We start from the raw sequence: 20,501 nt of genomic DNA, 5'->3' as shown, positions 1-20,501 counted from the left end.
CCGTCCGCAGCCGGAGAGCCCATGTCGACACAGCGAACCCGCTCACTCATCCTGGAGCGCGCACACCTGGCGTGGGACCTGGCGATCATCGTCCTGGTGGTGATCAACCTGGGACTGCTGCTGTTCGACAGCCTCTACCTGCTCCCGCCCTTGAATGCCGCCTTCGAGGGTATCGCCCCCAGCCTGCATGCCGCCTACGACCGCTACATCCACGCCAATTTCTTTACGATCGACCTGGCCTTCGTCACGGTCTTCCTCTTGGATGTGCTGCTGGGCTGGGCAGTCGCCATCGCCGAGCGTCGCTACCATCGCTGGTTCTTTTACCCCTTTGTGCACTGGTATGACGTGCTTGGCTGTATTCCGCTGGGGGGCTTTCGCCTGCTGCGTGTGCTGCGGGTCATCTCGCTGCTGCACCGGCTGCAGCGTCTCGGCCTGATCGATGTGCGCCGCTGGTATGTCTACAGCGTTGTCGCCAAGTACGTCGACATCCTGATGGAAGAACTGACCGACCGTATCGCCATTCGCCTGCTCGACAATGTCCAGCGCGAGCTGACCAGCGGCGAGGGCCTGGCCTCACCCGCCATCGACAAGATCATCACGCCGCGCAAGGAGGCGCTGGTACAGGAAATCAGCCAGCGCCTGGAGAACATGGTGGGCGATATCGCCTACCGTAACCGCTTCGAAACCCTGGCCTACGTGCGCGGACTGGTGGCCCGCACCCTGGCAGAGACCCCAGAACTGCAGCGCCTAAAACGCCTGCCCATGGGTAGCCAGCTGACCCAGGGCCTGGAAACCTCCCTGTCCGACCTCGCCTGCCATATCGTCGACGAAGCCCTCGCCGGCCTGCGCTCCCCGCAGTTCTCGACCCTCGTCGAACATATGGCCGAAAGCGGCCTGGACGCCTGGCTGCGCACCGACCCGGAAACCGAACAGATCACCGAGCAGGTACTGGTCGATATGCTGGAACTGTTGAAGGACCGAATCGCCATCAAACGCTGGCAGGAAAGGTATGAGTGAGGGGGCGTAGATGACGGGGCAGCTTTCTTGGGTGGCTTTTATAGAAAACTGTCCTAGATAGCTGACAGAGGCGGCTTGAGCGAAGCGGCGCCATCTAGCCAACTTAATACCAAAGACGAGACACTTAACTTGGAAACAAGGCGCATAACGCCAGGCAGAAGACGCCGGCTTGATCAATTCATTAGCACTGCTGAGCTAAAAATTGCCTTCTGCCTTCATAGTCACGCATATTTTTCGGAAAGGGCCTCTGACACCGTGGACAAATAGGCCTCTTCATTCTGCCACGTCTATAGATTAGTCGGAACAAACTATCCGGCATCCAAGGTATATGCATGGATTCGAGCTTACTCTTTCCAACATACCCGCATTCCGGACATGCGCTTAGATTAAAGAATCCCTCCGGCAAGCCGGAATCAAGAAGCACGACAAACTGAGAGGCTACTCTTTTTATATAATTACTCCTATTATCTCTGGTCAATCCAGTATTAAAAATAGCTCCATCTTCATCAAGCAGAAACAATAGGTCTGCACTTAAATCATCCCAAATACTGTAGATGGGATCGTACCCAGATCTTGAATAAAAATCTGCCAACACACCCACTCCAGCTTCGGGATCACAATCACCGGAGACGATTGTCTCACAAAGATATTTAGCATAAACTTTCAGAGCATCTTCATCGGACAGCAATGATAGACCAAGATCCCCTAGCGTTTTCCGGAAGTATCTCTCAACATCATCCCACTCTGGATTTCTTTCTAATCCAATGCTTGCCAGGATCGCCGCATTTTCAGTCTCTATGCTGTCGTATAGCAAAGACTCTGCCCAAGTAGTGTAATCCTCGATACGCGCACTACCCAAAGCCCTCTTCCCCAGGAGATGTTCAAGTTTCATATTTGCCTCACAGGGCTTTACTTTGCAGTTCAATGAATTTGATGACACCGTGAATAACAATGAAGTCTATCAAATTTTTCCGAGCTTACATCACCTAGCTTATTCTTTCGTATTTGCGATATAGGAAACTTCTCGTTTTTTTCTACGTACAAAGAGCGCACTTTTATAGTCGAAAGTAGACGCCCTGTGCCTCTTCGGTCTCCCGCAGTTCTGATCAGTACTTCTCGCGGACGTCCTTCGGGCGTGCCCTGAACCTGTTTTCCGTGCTGCACTGGGCCTCGTCCGTCCAACCCTCGATCTCGGAGACAGTGAGATCGTGCTGGTGAGCCACTTCAGCGACGGTGGCCTTACCCTTGAAGATGTCCATGACGACAGTTGCTTTGCGCGTCGCTGTCCAGCGTTTGACGGTAGGTTCGTGACTCATTTCACCCTCCTGATGGCTGCACTATAGCCTGTGAAGCTCGGAAGGGGGTCACTTCAGTGGGGGCTCCAGTGACTTGTTATAACTATATCAATCTAAGACCTCTCATGCGTTTGAGTGCAAATATGCGCTCCGCTTTTCTCAGTTCACAATAACCTCTGACGCAAAGCGTGGCTCCAAAATCTCGATCATGATCGACTTTTTCGAGCATGACGGGACGGATTATTCGCTGCTTATACCCTTTATCAGTAGTTTTCCTGTAACCGAACTGTATTTTTTTATTCTTATCTATTGCATAACGAATATCTGCGACCCGTTTTGCAAATGCGGTTTCGTTTGGTTAAAACTTGCCAGAAAAGTCCCTACCACCATGTACTCCTGAATGGCATTTTTCACACAATATTATCAGGTTTGATAATTCATTACTGCCTCCTTTCGATAAAGGCTTCACGTGGTGAACATGAAGGTTTGATCTGGTTCCACAATGACTACACGCCCTACCGTTTATGTCAATCAGTACCTGCCTTCTTTCATCCCAGTCTGGCGGATAGGAGAGGAAGTAATCGTATATCGAGGAGAGGGCCTCTCTTGCGTTAGACAAATCTAATGTTAAATTTCTGATATCACACTGCAGGCGCGAGACCGAACACCTCAAATCATCCAGGTTGATTTTAGGACTTGAAAACAGGTGTTTTAATTTGTATATAACTCCGTTTTGCTCTTCGATAATACTACTTAATCGACGAACTTCTAATTCCTTTTCACTAATGTCAGATTCTATCTTTTCCTGGTTCCTTTGTAGCTTCTTCAAGCAAACCACATGAACAGTTTCTCCACTGGAAAGATACACTCCTTTGGAAACAACCCTTTGGCATACAGGGCATAAATGACTTTCCCTTTCCGTCCCTACAATTACTTTTCCACATGAACCACATCTTGCTGTTTGCCCAGCTCTATCCGGTAACAACCGATTTTTTACTCCGCAATTCTGGCATGTGACTATTTTTTAAACATAGAGTATGTCCTTATTTTTTATAATAGATATTAGAACAAGTCAAACTATCATCACAATGAAACACTGGAGCTTTTTTCCAACGCATGCGGCCTGATGTTTACTTCCAGCCTTGCAACTCTTAAGCAGTAAATACTTATAAACCTTTATATTAAAAATTTGCGCCTGCTGCATTTCCAAGAATGACCGCCTTAGGTCGAAAGCAGCCACAACACCCACTCCACAATATCTTAGTCCCTGTGCGTCGGCTCGACTTAAATCTCACTTATTATACGTCCGCTACACATCCCTAGCCAAACTTCCCGGTGCAAATACACCATCAAAATCAGTATCATCTACCAAGCACCACTGCTTGTAATGCCCCCCACGGTTCCTAAACACCCTACGCCGCTAATGACCGGTATGCCCGAGATGCCACATAGCCTAGAGACTGATGTGGCCGCTCTACGTTGTGATGTCTCATTTAGTAGTTGATGACACCTTGCGTCATCCAGTCATCCAGTCATCCAAAGCGATGAAGCCAGATGCACTCCTACTTGAAGGTCCTGAAGAAGCGCTCGAAGAGCCCATTTTGCTCCAGATGATTCGGCGTCGTGAATTCTTGAGTTAGGCCATAGGCATCTACCGTGCGCGTTTAGTGGCGACTGCTAAAGACAAGCCGGGTATCGGAGCAAAGGGGCAACGGCTTCTGGACTAGCCACAGCGCTTTTCGTCGATAGATCAGCGCTTCTTCTAGCGCCGCCACCGCAGTCTACTTGATGTTATTATCCAGCAATCGACTGCCAAGGATCTCAATAGCGCAGCAGTCAATGATGAGCGATAAGCTGGACTGCCGTTCCTTAACGCAACACAGGTGGGTGAGGTCTGTCGCCGAGCTCCCATCAGGCCTCGAGGCGACGGATGGCAGACTCTTGGCACGAGCGCGGAGGCCTTGAGGCCGATTGCGTACTTGCCAGCCTTTGAGTTGCGATGTGCGCTTTATAGGCTTGCGGTTATCTCCCAGGCCGCACGCCCGTCGACAATAGCAATCGCTAGGAAACCGATCTAAGGCTAGCTTCACCCGCGACGCCAGATAGATATTGATGGCGCACCGCCGCGGCCTCGGACGGTAATACAACATCCGCTGTGGAAGGCCCCGCCACTAACAGAGTTTGGCGAGCGACACCATGTGGCCCTGCAGCGACTTTAAAAATTCTAGTACTCGTCGAGCAGGCGGCAAAACTTTTTAGCGCATTAATCTGTAGATGGGCAACGCCCGGCGCCTCCTTTATCTCGCGCAACTGCTCGCGCACGCCCTTCACGCGAGCCCTGAACCCGTTTTCAATGCTACGATGTGCCTCATCGATCCAGCCCCAAAATCTCGGAAACCGTGAGATCGTAGCTCGGTACGCCACCTCAGCTACTGTGGTCCTGCCCTTGAAGATAAGCATGATAACAGCGGCTTTGCGCTTCGCCGTCCAGCGTTTGACGGTAGGTACGTTGCTCATGTCATCCTGCTGATGGCTGCACTATAGCCTGTGCAGCTCGGGAGGGGGGGGGCACTTCACTGCGTAGTTCGGAAGGGATCCGTTCAGCTGCGCTCTAGCCGGCTATTTATTTCGCCGATTCATATAGCTCATGGCGACGCGGGTTGGAAGAAAACACCCATGGTCTGCTTCCGCAGAACTTGCCTTAGTAACTAGAAATCTCGCCCTACAATCATGAAGAACTTAAGGAAATCGCAGCCTCGCGCAGTAGTAGACCTCTAGAGACGCCAACTAAATGCCGCCTCTGGAGGTATTCTAGAATATTATTCCGAACCTGATGCCAGGGTATACGTCATTCCTTTTGTGTTGGGGTCGTATTTTGAGACCACTCGGTCGAAAGTCTAATTCAAAGACCAATTAAAAACACACGCCACAGTATTTATCGCACCAAATCCTGTAGCACATAATTGAAAATTATAGGATTTTCTAAATGTTAAGGATGGAAAGATCCTCCAGGTTTGTTCTGCTTCGCCTGTTGAGGCTTTATCATATCAAGCCAATCCTTCAATGCCGAAATCGAACTAAATTCAAGCATTCTCATTACTTTGCTAGTAGGATCGCGAGTTATTAGCTCAATACTACTAGTGCCGCTACCTCCTAGACCCGTCAACCATTTGACATAATGGTCAAAATTTTTATAAGTCACACCTATGTTTCCATCGAGGAATTCATTAACAAACTTTTCAGCAGTGATCCGTCTTTCTTTCTTTGGCCCACATTGCTCAAGGCCTGAGGATTGTTCAAAAATTTTTTTATTGCATACTTCATTATAATATGAATTGAATAAAATGGTGAGATCACTTTGAAGATGTGACCAACCAATGTAGTGACAATTTATGCTTTGATTTAATCTACGTTAATCCTTATCAAGTTCTATGCATAAGGTTAGCATTCTTTCCTTTTTTCCTTCTAATTTAATACCTTTTTCTTTATATTTAAATTCTGTCAAAACAAATTTTGTGCTATTTGTGAATATGTAATCCCCACCTAAAATACTATCCTGCCCATCAGTTGAAAATCTAGTTAGGTTTTCTCCTCTGTCTTCTACAACCATCTTGAAATAGTCAAAAAAGCTATCGATTATTGACTGCTCATGGCTTCTTAACATAAGACCCCCTGCTTTAAATTATATGATTCATGACTCATAATTCAACACAATTCTTCTGCGACTGAATATTTGGAATTTTATATATGGTATTATCATGTCGTAAAACCAATTACATTATTAAGCAAATGAGCGAGCATTAGTATATCGAAGATTTTCCTCTAACCTTTCCACAATATTTTTTCACCATTCACCTGCCTTTCTAATTTTTTTCTGATACCCCCTGTTATTCGTCTTTAGCTCATGAGATTTCATCCCTACTTCTTCAGAAATATTTTTTGGCTGTGTCACCAACGGCTGCTGCATTAGCCCCGAGAGCTAAACACGCCTCTTCTATTGAGGCTGAGTGAAATTAATCTCCTAGCTCCTTCTTCGTCATAGCAAATGCCACATTGATGGATGTAGATTATAATCTAAAGTTTGAATGGCATTCTATTACGACTGTATATTTGTATCGTGCACGTGAAGCTCTGAACGATCCAAACCATACAGCTATTTTTGTTCAAAATAATCTTTAAGAGCTGATCCACCTGTAAGCATATTGCCTACACAATCAACACTATGTAAATTCAGACTCCCCGTATCGTACTCTTTCCGGTACTTGCTATATCGGTTAAGGGCATTTACATAACGCTTCCCTTATTCCAAGACTAGGATCTTAACTCTATCCGTTGGATTGAGCAAGATGCTAAGGCCCTGACGCTCAATATGCAAGTACAACACCTGTTCGAAAAATTACGTTAGCACTATTGATCTTTGCCCCAGAAACCGGCCCACCGCCAACGTGAGATTTCCGTTACATTTAACTTGATAGCAGGCGATCTCGTAATGAAGCATAATCGACACACTCAAGAGCAGTGTCATCACTATCCTCAAGGCATATGAGCACGACGACAATCGAAGTTGCGGTTTGGAACGCCTCTCTTCGACCTGGTGACCTATCTGTTGCGTGAGTATCGGCCCCCTAAGTAAATTGCCACCACACTGAAGTACATGTATCCAAATGATCCGACACGTCAGCCTTCTCATGAGGCCGGTCTACAACGCGCTCTATAAGATGCCACGAGGCTCCCTAAAGAAAGAGCTAGTTGCGGGAAAGGCAAGTGGCGACCACGTAGCAGTGGCAAGGACCCTCGCCACCGGAACCCTGGCTTGGTCAGTATCCAACTCCGGCCTCCTGAGATCGAAGATCGGCTGATGCCGGGGCATTGAAGGCGACTTAATTTTGGCCTAGCACCTCTCTCCAGTGGGCACATTGGGCGAGCTCTCGTCACGGTTCGTCAGGTACCGCCGCGACCGATGCCATGATCGGCTTCAGCGAGAAGTTGAACCGTGTTCCACGCTCACTTCTGCTATTGATGACTTACGACCAAGGGAGTGACATAGCCAAGCATGCGGAGATTACCCAGCGTACCAAGACAGCTATTTACTTCGCCGCTCCACATAGCCATAGCAATGCAGGTCGAACGGGAATACGAATGGTCTGTTTCGACAGTATTTAGCTGAGGGGTCAGACCTCTCGATCTACACCCTGAGGGAGCTCGATAAGATCGCAGGCCCGCTAAATAGGAGGCCTCTAAGGACGCCAACTAAATGACGCCTCTGGAGGTATACTCAGATGCTATCCAGAAGTAGGTGTTCGGATCTCCGCAAATCCAATCGTACTGCGCTTTTAATCCGAGGCCGACAGCCTCCATTCGTCTCCGAAAGGGGTTTCGGAACAGTGTATCAGCCGATAGACACTTATCCCGACGCTGGGGCTGATTTAACTGGAGGCCAATTGTTTAAAGCGTCAGCCTTGATATCCGGTTCCTCAAGTCCCAGTAGTATTTGCCTAGCTCGAACGACCATTTCGTTTGTAGTGATAGCTCCGTCTCGAAGAGCAAGCAGAGGAAAAAGTTGGTCAATTAACCTCTTATCAAGTAAAAGAATATTCTTCCAGTATGTTGTTTGAATCTCCCACCTTTGCTCGTCGTTTGTGGTTCCCTCTTGATAGTTGGATTTAATCCATGTGCTTAGTATTTCAGCAACTGCGGTGCTTGCTTCACGCTGCTTCTGAAGCTTTAGACGTTCCTCTGCGATCTTGCTGCGCGCAAGTTCAAGCCTATGAGCTAAATATATTTTCAAAAGCAACCAAACCGCACCGCTGCCAAAAAAACCACCAGCTACTCCAGAGATAAAACTTGACCAAACCATTATTACTCCTCACCACATGCCATGGTTTAACCGGCTTACCAAACGCAGCAAAAAAGGCTGAAACATGCTGATTCCTCTTAACCTTACGAACTACTTTGTTGCTTTTTTAGAAAACTATTCAAACTATTAATTATGCTTCTCTCAGAAACGTTTTTCATTCGTGACCCTTTTTTAAACTGCTGAATATGATGACCTATCACTGCTCCTTTATCTTCGTCATCTAGCTAACGGTCACTTCTATCATTCAAAGGAAATAGTTTTTGCTATCGTACAGGCTTTGCTATTCATCCGCCATCCTCACAGCCAAAGTTCTCTTAGATGTATTGATGATAAAATCTGCCAACTTATCACGCAGATACAAACCTGCGAAATAGCTCTTAGGGAGCACGACAATATATATAGTGAGAATCATCATCTTCAAAGTCGATGTACATCCGGTAAGTGCCAGCATCGTAACCAGCTCTTTGTATGGCTAAGAATCTTACATTTTTCCACTCAATTATAGCAACTCCTTGTTTTTTCACCGCTTTTGCTCATCACCGTTTGAATTAGCGTAAGGGCTTAGCGCAAGCGAGTCGATCGTCATGCAGCAAATTTCTAGCTGCAGCCAATTTTTTCCACCACATTGAGGCATTCGCCAATCAGAGATTTTAGCTCAGCATAGTAACGGCGTCGAGACGCGTTAAGTTTGCCATACGACGGCAATGGATTATAGTAGACATCTAGACATTTTCTAAATACAGCGACATTAAGACTAGCGCGCGAAAAGGAGTATGGACATTTTTTCAAACTCCCTTTCCCGCTTCCTCACTTTGGCAAAGTGTCGCTCAGGGTTATCGAATTCGAAAAGCTCTGACTTAGAGTGCACCAACCGGTTACGCTCAAAAAATAGAGTCTTCAACGCAGCATACGGAGCTTCGCCTTTGGGTAGTTCCACCCCCAACAAGACGCAGAATAACCAACCACTTTGAGAGGACGTCAAGCCGACCTAGATGATTCCGAACGTAATTGTCACCGTGGGAACCGACGCAAAATCGTAAATTTAAGCCTCAAACGGCATTGCCGAGAAAACAGTGGCCTGCAGCCTTGCCAAATCCCGCAGTTGCTTGAGTTCTTCTAGTCTTTCTTGGAACTCAACCCTACCGAACGTTTCAATTTCTGCTGAAATTTTCAAATACTCTGAACGGCCCTTTTCAGAGGCCTCAGCGTATGTGAAGTGAAAACCGCCCACACGTGCGAATCTCTTAACAAGTATAATCGCAAAATTTCATCGCCTCTTTAGCCAAAATAAACCATCCTGAAGAACCGGAGTATACGTAGAAAATCAAACTGAGCAGTTAACAGGTATTCGAAAGATCGCTCATTTATCTACTTCCACGAGCACGCGTCTAAGAATGTTATGCTCTTCTCATTAAGAGCCCCTCAGGCTCTAACTATAGAAACTTAAGTATAACTCGTCTACCTGTCATTAGTGATAGTGCATGCTACCCCCTCAATGAACAAGCTGTCGGCCTTTGCCGCCATGTCAGCTTCATGTCGAAAGCGGTCACCTTGTACAACTCATCTGTATCTCATTCCGCATGCGCCCTCCCCCTACTACTCCCATTGCCAGCCTACCCGGTACAAACACACCGCCAAAAACAGCACAGTTTTTCGAAGACTACTGCGAAACAAGCCATGTCGCCAGTTTTCGCCCCCTTCCTTTTGTCTAATTACGACGACAAACTTCGATGTACTAAGAACGTTAAAATCTCGTTTGTTTACGGCAAACAGATGTGACACACAGTTACATCCCTTCTTACATACTTAATTCTAGGAAAAACGCCGCGAAACAATCACCTCCACAAGTAAGCAGTCGCTTATCCAACACATCCGGCGTCGACATCAGTTCAGATGACTCCTACAACTACCCTTTCTCGCCTCACCCATCCTGTCCTGCCATCCGCCTCTTCCCACCTTACCCGTTTTGTCCTGCCATCCGACTCTCCCTCCCCACCCACCCCGCCGGGACACGCCAAAGGGCCACCAAGCCAACTTTGGTCCGGGTGCTGCCTGGCTGGCGGAGGCTTTCTGCTGCTGATACTGTACATACGAACAGTATCTATCCGTTGCGGGAGGCACCATGCACCACATCAATCTTGTTGCTCGTTTGGCTATACCGATGAGGGCGGAACCATGACGGTGCATCTCGAGGTGCTGGGTCGGGTGGATGAGCGGGCGCCGCGGGCTCCGCTGCCGTTGGCGGCTGGCGAGGTTCGCGCGGGCTTTCCATCGCCGGCGGATGACTATCTGGAAGGCCAGCTCGATCTGGTGGCGCACCTGGTGCCCCACCCCAGCTCGACCTTCTATCTGCGCGCCAAGGGCGAGTCGATGAAGGAACTCGGCATCTTCGACGGCGACCTGCTGATCGTCGACCGGTCGCTGGAGCCGCGCCAGGGCGCGGTGCTGATCGCCAGCGTGGACGGTGAGCTGACCTGCAAGCAGCTGGGCAAGCTGGGCGACCGGCCCTATCTGTTGGCGGCCAACGAGGCCTACCCGCCGATTGCCCTGAACGGCCACGACTGCGATGTATGGGGAGTGGTGACGCACAGCATCCATGCGCTGCCGCAAGGGACGTCCCGCCGTCATGCCAGCTCGGCCTACCAGGGCACGCCGTCATGATCGCGCTGGTCGACTGCAACAATTTCTACGTCAGCTGCGAGCGGGTGTTTGATCCGCGCCTGCGCGGCAAGCCGGTGGCGGTGCTGTCCAACAACGATGGCTGTGTCATCGCTCGCAGTCAGGAAATCAAGGATCTCGGCGTGCCCATGGGCATCCCCGCCTTCCAGATCGACCAGCGCCTGAAGCGCCAATGCGTCCTGCTGTCGAGCAACTACACCTTGTACGGGGACATGTCACGACGAGTGGTGGAGACCCTGAACACCTTCTGCCCCCAGGTAGAGGTCTACAGCATCGATGAGTCCTTTCTGGACTTCGAGGGCTTCGCCAGCGATCACCTGATCGGCCACTGTGTTGAATTGAGACGCACGGTGCAGCGGCATACCGGGATACCGGTAGGCGTGGGTCTTGCCAGCAGCCGCACCCTGGCCAAGATTGCCAACCATCGCGCCAAGAAGGACCCCAACGGCCATGGCGTCTGCCTGATGGAAGCAGACAGCACAGACACCCAACGCTGGCTGGAGCACTTGCCGGTGGCCGAGGTGTGGGGCGTGGCCGGCCGCAGTGCGGCGCGCTTGGCAACGCTTGGCATCCACACGGCCTGGCAGTTGCGAGAAGCAGACCCGAAGCACGTGCGCCGCCACTTCAGCGTGGTGATGGAGCGCACCGTGCGCGAGCTACGAGGAGAGTCTTGCCTGGCCCCGGAAGACAGCGATGTCCCCAGGGAGCGCATCATGACCAGCCGTTCCTTCGGGCGCCCCACCGGGGACCTGGAGCAGTTGCGCCAGGCCGTGCGCGCCCACGCCACGCGCGGTGCTGAAAAGCTTCGCCGCCAGGGCAGCGTTGCCCGAGCGGTGCAGGTCTTTCTGCGTACCAATCGCCACCGCCCCGACCAACCCCAGCATCATCCGTCGCTGGTGGTGCCACTCCCTACCGCCAGCGACGACAGCCTGGCCATAGTGGCCACCGCGACCCAGGCGCTGGCACGCATGCATCGCCAGGGCCACCAGTACATGAAGGCGGGGGTGATGCTCCTCGACCTGCAGGACAAGGCCACCCTGCAGCATGACATCTTCGCCAGCGAAAGCGCCGATACCCAGCGCAATGAACGCCTGATGGATACTCTGGACGCGATCAACCGCAAGCACGGACGCGGCGCACTGAGCCTCGGCAAGGCCAGTGACAACGCCGCCTGGCAACTGAAGTGCGAACACCGCACACCCCGCTACACCACCCGCTGGGACGAGCTGCCGGTCGCCAGGCTATAGGCAGTCCCAGGGGCAAAACACAAGCGGGCCAGGCCTGTTATGGCCTGGCCCGAACGTGCGGCGACAGCGATGTTGGCTTACGCCACCGGTGGAATCACCCGCTCCGCGATCAAGCGGTCGAACAGGTCGAGGAAGACCGCCCGGGTCTCGCGATGCTCGTGGAAGCCAAACTCGCGGCTCTTGTTGATATCGTTCACGCACTCCTGGGTGCGGCCAAGGTCGCCGTCGGTGTGCCACCAGGACGCCAGCTTGCTGACATCGTCCTGGACCAGGTCATGGCGCTTGGCAATGTCCTTCCAGGTGTCCTCGATACCGGCCATCTGCTCTGCCAGAGGCTGTGGGGTCTGGGGGCATTCGCCCACCTCGAGGCCGAAGTACTCGCCAATCTCCCGCCACATCCGGCGCCAGCGAAAGGTGTCACCGTTGACCGTGTTGAAGGCCTGGTTGGCCGCTCCCGGCGCCAGCGCGGCCCATTCCATCTGGCGGGCCAACAGCAGGGCATCGGTCAGGTCCGTCAGGTAGTTCCACTGCTGCTGTGACCCCGGGAAGATGAACGGCCGACCGGTGGCCCGACAGATCGAGGCATACACCGCAAGCGTGGTGCCCATGTTCATGAGGTTGCCGGAGGCGTAGCCGATCACCGTATGGGGACGGTGCACGTTCCAGCGGATGCCGTAGCGTTCCGCCACCTCCAGCATGATGTCTTCCAGGGTGTAGTAGAAGTTGGGACCCGGCACCCGCTCAGCGGACTCGCGAAACGGCGTCTCCACCTGGCCGCTGCCATAGGCTTCGAAGGATCCCAGGTACTGCTTGGTGCCCGTCACCAGAGACACGTGCTCGAGGCGCGCAGGGTCCAGCGCGGCGAACAGGTGATTCATCATGGCGCCATTGGCCTCGACGTTTTCCCGCTCCGTGCTGCGCTGTGTCCAGGTGCAGTAGAACACGTGGCTGATCGGCAGCCCTGCCAGGGCGTCGGCGGTGGCCTGCGGATCGAGCAGGTCAGCCGCGACCGGGATGACGCCGCTGGTGGTGGTGCCACTGCGCGACATGCCGTAGACGGTCCAGCCACTGGCGACGAGGTACTGGGCGAGGTTGCCACCGGTGATGCCGGTCGCACCGACAACAAGTGCGTTGCCTTTCTGCATGAAGATATCCCTAGACGGTAGCCGTCGTTGTGGATTGACGGTGTCCCATTGTGCACCTATAAACACTTGCGACAATCGCTATGATGGCAAAGGTTTATTGCATGAAAGGCAACGTTGACCTGAACGCGCTACGCACCTTTCGGCTGGTCGTGGATGCTGGCGGCTTCACCGCCGCGGCACACCGCAGCCATCGTGCGGTGTCATCCATTTCACGGCAGATTCAGACGCTGGAGCGCAGCCTGGGGCAAGCCCTGTTCCACCGACACACCCGCGCGGTGGAGCTGACCGAGGCAGGCAAGCACTACATCGAGGCGATTCGTCCTGTGCTTGCCGACCTGGACGCGGCCACGGAGAACATCACCGCGGCCAAGGATGAACCGGCCGGCACCCTCACCATCAACGCCCCGGTCGCCTTTGGCGAGCGCCAGGTCGTGCCGTTGATTCGTGGCTTCTCCCGGCGCTACCCCAAGGTCACGACAGAACTACGCCTGACCGACCAGTTCGTCGATCCGGTGCGCAGCGCAGCCGACGTGACCTTCCGCGTCGGCCCACTGACCGACTCCAACCTGGTCGCACGCACGCTGGCGCCCATGCGCTATATCGTGGCGGCGTCTCCTGACTACCTCGCGACAGCTGGCACCCCGACATCTCCGGCCGCCCTGCTCGACCACGACTGCCTGCGCTACCAGGGTGAGTACGGCCGCCAGCGCTGGTTCTGGCGCCAACCTGGCGCGGCGGACTTTCAGCGCCTGGACGTGGACGGCTCGCTGCACAGTGACGACGCGCCGAGCCTTCGCCACGCCGCGGTACTGGGCCAGGGCATCGTGCTGTTTCCATCCTGGATGATCGCCAAGGAGCTGGATGAAGGCAGCCTGGTAGCGCTGCTTAACGAATGGCAGTGGGAGGTGGCCCCGGAAGAGCGGTCCATTCACCTGCTTTACGCCGCGTCTCGCCTGGGGCCGCGCAAGGTGGCGCTGTTCGTCGACTACGTCACGGAACAGGTCGGGGACCCGCCGCCGTGGGACCGCCGCGCCCTGTCCCAGGAGCCGCAGGGCTCGTCTGAAAAGTGCCTGCGCTCGGTAATACAGCGTTAAAAATAGGCTGGTGCGCCAGCCCGGTCAAAATGCTCATTTACACCCCGTAAACTGCGCTTTTTCACCGATTTTTGCCTTGTCTAACCTTCGCTCGCCGACTTTTCGGACATCGCCTAGCCGTAGCACGGAATTGCGCATCTTCCGCGAGCAACGCTCGTTTGACGACAGTTAAAAGCCTTCATGGCCGCCATTCTTGCCTAAGATTTACCTGAACTAAGCGCCTGTCGAGCACAGTTTGACGGGCAGCCCCAGGAGCAGGCCGAGGAAGAGGCACCCCTATGAAGACACCCGTCGTAATGACAGCGCTGCTGCTCTCGGTTTCCCTGCCGACCATGGCCAAGGAAGTGACCGGGGGCGTGTACGTCGCCACCAACCATCAGCAACAGAACTCGCTAGTGGCCTGGCGTCAGTTTGATGACGGCACCCTGGAAAAGATCGGCGAATACCCCACCGGTGGCGCTGGCAACGGCATGGATGGCGGCCTTGATCCGCTGGGATCGGCCTATGGCGTCTGGCGCTCCGCCGACGACCGCAATGTGCTGGTGGCCAACATCGGCGATGGCACCCTGTCATCGCTGCACGTACAAGACGACTTGACCCTTACCCTCAACAACGTGGTTGACGCTGGCGGGGCCAAGCCCAAGGCCATCGATGGCCATGCCGGGCTGGTGTACGTCGCCAGCACCAACGGGGCCAACGACGAGCCCGGCGTGATCAAGGGCTTCACCATCGATGGAAACGGCCAGCTGACGGAGCTCGCCAATTCACTGCGGGCACTGGACGACTCACCGGTCAGCATGGAATTTACCGAGGACGGCAAGTACCTCACCGTGGTGGGCTTTCTTACCGGAATGGTGCACGTCTACGCGGTCGACGACGATGGCCTGCTGTCGCAGACGCCAGTATCCAGCCTGCCGTCGCCGCACCTGTCGGAGGACCGCTTCTTCGCGCTGCCCATCGGCACCAAGCTGATCACTCGGCCCGATGGCCACAGTACCCTGCTGGTTACCGAGACCCGCTATATCACCCAGGGTTATCAGTTCCATCCATCCTCGGAAGAGAGCAAGGCCAAGTACCCCTTCCTGCAGGAGTACGAGGGCCAGACCGGCTCGATGTCGTCCTATGACATCGACGCCGACGGCCAGCTCACCATGGTGTCGGCGGATGTGATGACGGGAGCCGACATCTGGGGTGGCGAGCAGGCCGCCTGCTGGGTCACCACCTCGGCGGACGGACGCTACGCCTGGACCACCAACTCCCACACGTCCAGCCTGTCGACCTATAGCATCGACCCGGAAGATGGCAGCATCGCCCTGCTCGAGGAAGCCGCCTACCGCGCCGAGGACTACAACGAGTACTTCGCCGACATGGACCTGAGCGCCGACGGCCACTATGTCAATGTCATCAGCGGTAACACCGGCAAGACCTGGGTCTTCGGCATCGATCCAGAGGACGGCAGCCTTAGCGTGGTCGACGCCTATCCGGGAAGTGCCGAGGTGCACTCCTACGGGCTGGTGACCATACCGGTGCCGGGCGAAGAGACGCTGGCCAGCAAGGAGTAGATTGGCATAGAGGCCAACGGCCTGACGGCAGCGGGACGTGACGAACGACACTATCGACACACTATCGAATAGGGTCGGATAGGGTCGGATGGGGTCGGAAAGGGTCGAATAGGGGGCCGTGGAGGTACGGCCCCTATCTGTACGCGTAGGCCTGGTCCGGCGATGGGAGTCTTCAGCCCGCGACACTCACCCCCTAACACTCAGCCAAAAAACCTCAGCCCTTATCGTCGTCGCCGCGACTGGATACCGCCGGCCACAGATCCAGCAATCGATGCAGCACGGCCATGGCCACCAAGGTCGCCATCAGGGCGACGCACATCGAGCTGAACCGGTACAGCGCATCCACCACCAGGTCCTGGTTGGGGCGAAGATACTGGCCAAACAGGATGCCCAGCGTCGTGAGCCCGCCAAAGCCGATACCCGACCCGGCCTTTTCGATAACGTGCTCGCGAGCAAACAGCAGCAGGCCAATGCCGTAGGCCAGCAGCACCAGCGGCAGGTGACTGCTCTTGGTGAACAGAATCAACTGCAGCAACAGCGCCAGGTTACAGCCCAGCAAGGTCCCTATCGCCCGACGATGAGCTGACGCCTTGGCGCCGTGATAGCCAAGGGCGAACAGAATCAGGATGGTCGCCATCTGCGCCGACAGGGAATCGCGCAGATCGAGCAGCTGAAACACCAGAAACGACAGCGTCGCGGTAATCGCGCCAATCAATGCCTGGTGACGCTGCAGCGACACGCTCTTGAGCTGGGGCGGAGGCGGCTGGCGCGGGTCAACGTCAGGAAAGACGCTATGCATCAGCGCCGCGATTGCCACCGCCAACAGGCTGGCTACGGTATTGCTGGTCAGCAGGTCGAACAGGTCGAGATCGGGATAGCTGGAAAAATGCAGCATGATGCTGAGGGTCAGTACCCCATTGGCACCAAACACGAACAGCGGCCCGCGCGCCATCAAGGTGAAGCGCCCCAGAAACATCAGGAACACCAGGCCGGTCATCACCGCGGGAAGGTGCTGGGTCAGGCCCACCACCAGGCTGATTTCCACCACGTTGAGACAGGCATTGCCCAGGAACTGACGCACCACATGGGCATTGAACACGGGAATGATGCCCAGCAGAAACATCGGAAACACGGTAAAGAAGACGCCGTAGTTCCAATGCATCAACTGGCTCACCAGAAAACCGATCCAGGCGCCTACCGCGATGCGCAGGCACTGGCGCAAGTCGTTGCGGCTGAGTTTCGACGGCCGCGGTGCGGGCGTGTCGCTCGGCACGGGCGTATCAGACGACCGTGCGCTGTCAGAGGATCGAGAGCGATCAATAGACATAGTGAAGCCAGGACATCAGCCGCACTTGCAATGCCCCCAGCGGATGGGCGATGGGATGGTCACCGGGAAACAGCTGCACGGTGGCACGAGCCCCTGTCGGCAGCCGTTGAGGCACATCATCGGTCAGCGTCAGATGCAGGCGCAGACGCTGCGCATCGCGCAGCCAACGGTCGGTGGTCGGTATGTCCGCCAGGTTGCCATCGGCGCTGACCTGGCCATCGCGGACACCGGCATCACGCTGTTCGACCCGGGCACTGAACACCTGGCCGGGCAGGCCATCAAACACGATCCTGGCATCATCACCGGCCGCGACCTTGCGCAGACTCTTTTCGCGAAAATCAGCGATCACGTCCAGCTCGTCGGAAATCAGCGCCACCAGCGGCTGCCCCTGGGTGGCGTAGTCGCCCACTTCCAGCTGCAGGTTACTGATGATGCCGGAGTGCTGGGCGCGCACCACGGTGTGCTCCAGGTCCAGGCGCGCCTGTTCCACCGCGTTACGGGCCTGACGCAGGCGCAGGTTGGCGTCGCCTTCAGCCCCCAGCTCCACCTCCAGGCGCGCCACTTCCGCTTCGGCTGCCTTGACCTCTGCCTGCGCCTGGCGATCAGTGGCCACCAGGCCATCCAGCCGCTGCCGCGAGATACTGCCCTGGCCAATCAAACGCTCACCGCGACTGCGCTCCTGGCGGCTCTCCTGTGCTCGCGCCCTGGCGGCATCCAAGGTCGCTCTGGCGGAGGCGATACTCGCGCCCAGGGTGTCGTTTTCCTGGCGCGCGGCCTCCCGCTCTAGCTGCGCCTGCTCCAGCGCCAGCTCGAACGGCGCGGGATCCAGACGAAACAGCACATCGCCAGCCTCGACGTGGACATTGTTGGACACGTCGACACGGGCCACCGGGCCACTGACTTCCGGCGCAATACGCACGACCGGACGCATGACTCGCGCTTCCGGGGTCATCGGCATGTAGGTATCGGCCACCACAAAATAGCCAAACATCAGGACAAACAGGCCCAAGGCCAGGCGCACTAGCCACTTGAAGCGCTGATCGGGGGTCATGGGGTTCCTCTTGCTCGAAATCGCTCACTTCGCCGTCATCCTTCCCTGGGGGGCGGCGGTGATGCGCCATGCACAGGTCAACGTGCCCAATGCTTCGCTCGATGAGCGCCCAGGGCGGCCGCGAAGACTAGCATTTAATTAGCATGGTAACAATAACAGGCACATTTGCCCCGCCATCCTTCCCCGCCATCTTTCCTACGACACCTTTCCCCTTCGCTGCCTTTCCCCTTCGCTGCCTTCCCCACGGATCTATCGACGCATCGGCTGCTGGCGGTCACCGCGTCGACGATCTTCCCATCGGTGAACCTTTGCTGATTCGAGCAGTCGTAGCGCTGGATGCTCGGGTCTTCCCTGGCCCGTACCGCGCACTTCACAGCAGCCACCTGCTGACACGGCATTTGCTCACCACAAGGATGATGGACATGCAGCGACGTGATTTTCTGAAGGCCGCCACCGCGCTAAGCGCCTATGCCCTGCCGATTTCCCCCCTGCTCGCGGCGATGGACCAGCGCCTGAACACCACCGGCGACAAGGTGGCCTTTGACTACGCCTGGCTCAAGGGCTTTGCTCGGCACCTGTCACAGCAGCCCCACGACGATCACGAGGGCGAACTGCCTGAACAGCTGAAGTCGCTGTCCTGGGACGATTACCAGTCCATCGGCTATCGCGCCGACCACGCCCTGTGGAAGGACAGCAATGGCCCCTACACGGGACAGCTGTTTCATCTGGGCAGGGGCTTTACCACGCCGGTGAGGATCTACCAGGTCAGCGAGGGGCAGGCCCAGGAGCTGGCCTACGACCCCGAGCTGTTTCGCTTTGGCGGTGAAGACGACAGCCCGGTCGTCGATACCGACGCGCTGTCGCCGCAGCTCGGGTTTGCGGGATTCCGCCTGCACCATCATCAGGACCCGGAGCGCGATATTGCCTCGTTCCTTGGCGCCAGCTATTTCCGCGCGGTCAGCCAGAGCATGCAATACGGCTTGTCGGCCCGCGGCCTGGCCATCGATACCGCCCGCGATACGCCGGAGGAGTTCCCGGACTTCACCCGCTTCTGGCTGGAGCAGCCCGACGGCGACAACAGCGTGATCGTCTATGCGCTGCTCGAGTCGGAAAGCACCACCGGGGCCTACCGCTTCGACATCCGCCGCAATGTTGAAGGTGTGGTGATGGATGTCGCCGCCACGCTGTATCCACGCAAGGCCATCGAACGACTGGGCATCGCACCACTGACCAGCATGTACCTGGTCGGCGAGAACGACCGCGACGTCAACTACGACTGGCGCCCCGAGATCCATGATTCCGACGGCTTGAGCATTCACACCGGCGACGGCGAATGGCTGTGGCGTCCCCTGGTCAACCCCTCCAGCCTGCGCTACAACGCCTACGCCGCCACCGATGTTCAGGGCTTTGGCCTCGCCCAGCGCGATCACGACTTCGACCACTATCAGGATGACGGCGTCTACTACGATCGCCGTCCCAGCGTCTGGGTCGAGCCCACCGAAGGCTGGGGGGAAGGCAGCATCGACCTGGTGGAGTTGCCGGCCAAGGACGAAACCTTCGACAACATCGTGGCCTACTGGCGCCCACAGACACCGGTGGAGCCGGGCCAGGAGCTGCGCTACTCCTACCGCCTCAGCTGGTATGACCTGCCCGCCCGCCAGCCCAGCCTGGCCCGCTGCGTCGCCACCCGCACAGGGCTTGGGGGCGTCGTCGGCCAGCTGCGCGAGTACTTCAGCTGGCGGTTTGCCGTCGACTTCCGTGGCGGGCCTTTCCCCTTCGACGACGACCAGGAGGTGGACGTGGAGGCCGTGATCGAGGCCAGCGCCGGCGAGATCGAAATCACCTCGGCCCGCCCGCTGGCTGCGATCCAAGGCTACCGCGCCATGTTCGACGTCGTACCACCGGACGACGGCAGCGAGCCGATCAACCTGCGCCTGTACCTGCGTGACAAGGACGGCAATCCCCTGACCGAGACCTGGATCTATCAGTGGACACCGCCCCCCGCGGATCAGCGTGAACTGCACAACGCCGATCACCTCAAGGGCTGATGGCACCTCTCCCCCCGAATTGACCGCGTGGCGCCGCTTCCGGCATGATTCCTTGTGGCTGAAGACCTTCAGCCTCTAAATAAAAGCCCTTAAAAATCAAGGTGCGTTATCTTCCCGTCCGAATCATCTCGATGATTCGGCTCGGGATGAGGCGCCCTGCTTCGCTGAACACGACTCCA

At 55.5% G+C, this 20,501-nt stretch carries 15 protein-coding genes and 1 pseudogene; 7 read left to right on the top strand and 9 right to left on the bottom strand.

Features of this window, described 5'->3' with window-relative positions:
* Positions 1 to 21: 21 nt before the first annotated feature.
* Positions 22 to 1,017: an ion transporter gene (locus tag JF545_RS02630; RefSeq protein WP_206938449.1), complete on the top strand. Its 996-nt coding sequence runs from the start codon at positions 22 to 24 to the stop codon at positions 1,015 to 1,017.
* Positions 1,018 to 1,198: 181 nt separating this feature from the next.
* On the opposite strand, the gene JF545_RS02625 is transcribed toward JF545_RS02630, so the two are convergent.
* The 5 genes from JF545_RS02625 to JF545_RS02605 all read right to left on the bottom strand — a co-directional run bounded on the left by JF545_RS02625 (position 1,199) and on the right by JF545_RS02605 (position 5,976).
* The gene (locus JF545_RS02625) at positions 1,199 to 1,909 is read right to left on the bottom strand and encodes a hypothetical protein (RefSeq protein WP_206938447.1); all 711 of its coding nucleotides are present in this window, start codon (positions 1,907 to 1,909) and stop codon (positions 1,199 to 1,201) included.
* A gap of 214 nt (positions 1,910 to 2,123) precedes the next feature.
* Positions 2,124 to 2,333, bottom strand: a complete 210-nt coding sequence (locus JF545_RS02620) for a DUF1153 domain-containing protein (protein WP_206938445.1) — start codon at positions 2,331 to 2,333, stop codon at positions 2,124 to 2,126.
* 82 nt (positions 2,334 to 2,415) lie between these two features.
* Positions 2,416 to 2,634, bottom strand: coding sequence for a WYL domain-containing protein (locus JF545_RS20195; RefSeq protein WP_206939240.1), 219 nt, complete (start codon positions 2,632 to 2,634; stop codon positions 2,416 to 2,418).
* A gap of 36 nt (positions 2,635 to 2,670) precedes the next feature.
* Positions 2,671 to 3,141 carry an HNH endonuclease gene (locus JF545_RS02610; protein WP_206938436.1) on the bottom strand — a complete coding sequence of 157 codons (471 nt, stop codon included), beginning with the start codon at positions 3,139 to 3,141 and terminating at the stop codon, positions 2,671 to 2,673.
* A 2,583-nt stretch (positions 3,142 to 5,724) separates the two neighbouring features.
* The gene (locus JF545_RS02605; RefSeq protein ID WP_206938425.1) at positions 5,725 to 5,976 is read right to left on the bottom strand and encodes a hypothetical protein; all 252 of its coding nucleotides are present in this window, start codon (positions 5,974 to 5,976) and stop codon (positions 5,725 to 5,727) included.
* 885 nt (positions 5,977 to 6,861) lie between these two features.
* Here JF545_RS02605 and JF545_RS20190 point away from each other — a divergent pair.
* A pseudogene (locus JF545_RS20190) lies at positions 6,862 to 7,608 on the top strand (IS30 family transposase); the annotation flags it as partial.
* Between the two features lie 108 nt (positions 7,609 to 7,716).
* Here JF545_RS20190 and JF545_RS02600 read toward each other — a convergent pair.
* Positions 7,717 to 8,169, bottom strand: a complete 453-nt coding sequence (locus JF545_RS02600) for a hypothetical protein (protein ID WP_206938417.1) — start codon at positions 8,167 to 8,169, stop codon at positions 7,717 to 7,719.
* Positions 8,170 to 10,344: 2,175 nt separating this feature from the next.
* Between JF545_RS02600 and JF545_RS02595 the strand changes: the two genes are divergently transcribed.
* Positions 10,345 to 10,830 (top strand): LexA family protein, encoded by a 486-nt coding sequence (locus tag JF545_RS02595; protein ID WP_206938415.1) that lies wholly within the window; start codon positions 10,345 to 10,347, stop codon positions 10,828 to 10,830.
* The gene (locus JF545_RS02590) at positions 10,827 to 12,095 is read left to right on the top strand and encodes a Y-family DNA polymerase (protein WP_206938413.1); all 1,269 of its coding nucleotides are present in this window, start codon (positions 10,827 to 10,829) and stop codon (positions 12,093 to 12,095) included. Before JF545_RS02595 ends, JF545_RS02590 begins: the two co-directional genes overlap by 4 nt.
* Before the next feature lie 77 nt (positions 12,096 to 12,172).
* Here the strand turns inward: JF545_RS02590 and JF545_RS02585 are convergent, their stop codons facing one another.
* On the bottom strand, positions 12,173 to 13,240 hold the full coding sequence (locus JF545_RS02585) for an SDR family oxidoreductase (protein WP_206938411.1): 1,068 nt from the start codon (positions 13,238 to 13,240) through the stop codon (positions 12,173 to 12,175).
* A 101-nt stretch (positions 13,241 to 13,341) separates the two neighbouring features.
* Here JF545_RS02585 and JF545_RS02580 point away from each other — a divergent pair, with 101 nt between their 5' ends.
* Positions 13,342 to 14,334, top strand: coding sequence for a LysR family transcriptional regulator (locus JF545_RS02580; protein WP_206938409.1), 993 nt, complete (start codon positions 13,342 to 13,344; stop codon positions 14,332 to 14,334).
* A gap of 278 nt (positions 14,335 to 14,612) precedes the next feature.
* A complete protein-coding gene (locus tag JF545_RS02575; RefSeq protein WP_206938400.1) occupies positions 14,613 to 15,896 on the top strand; it encodes a lactonase family protein in 1,284 nt (427 codons plus the stop codon).
* A 214-nt stretch (positions 15,897 to 16,110) separates the two neighbouring features.
* Here JF545_RS02575 and JF545_RS02570 read toward each other — a convergent pair whose 3' ends face one another.
* Together JF545_RS02570 and JF545_RS02565 are read right to left on the bottom strand one after the other, a co-directional pair.
* Positions 16,111 to 17,169, bottom strand: coding sequence for a DUF2955 domain-containing protein (locus tag JF545_RS02570; RefSeq protein ID WP_347401300.1), 1,059 nt, complete (start codon positions 17,167 to 17,169; stop codon positions 16,111 to 16,113).
* Between the two features lie 43 nt (positions 17,170 to 17,212).
* Positions 17,213 to 18,274, bottom strand: coding sequence for an HlyD family secretion protein (locus JF545_RS02565; protein WP_206938389.1), 1,062 nt, complete (start codon positions 18,272 to 18,274; stop codon positions 17,213 to 17,215).
* Positions 18,275 to 18,696: 422 nt separating this feature from the next.
* On the opposite strand from JF545_RS02565, the gene JF545_RS02560 reads away from it, so the two are divergent.
* On the top strand, positions 18,697 to 20,322 hold the full coding sequence (locus JF545_RS02560) for a glucan biosynthesis protein (protein WP_206938387.1): 1,626 nt from the start codon (positions 18,697 to 18,699) through the stop codon (positions 20,320 to 20,322).
* The last annotated feature ends 179 nt before the right edge of the window (positions 20,323 to 20,501 follow it).

Origin of the sequence: Halomonas litopenaei (genome assembly GCF_017303055.1) — a bacterium.
GTDB classification, from domain to species: Bacteria; Pseudomonadota; Gammaproteobacteria; order Pseudomonadales; family Halomonadaceae; genus Halomonas; species Halomonas litopenaei_A.
The sequence above is the reverse complement of the archived record's forward strand: the minus strand, read 5'-3'. Positions and strand labels throughout refer to the sequence as shown.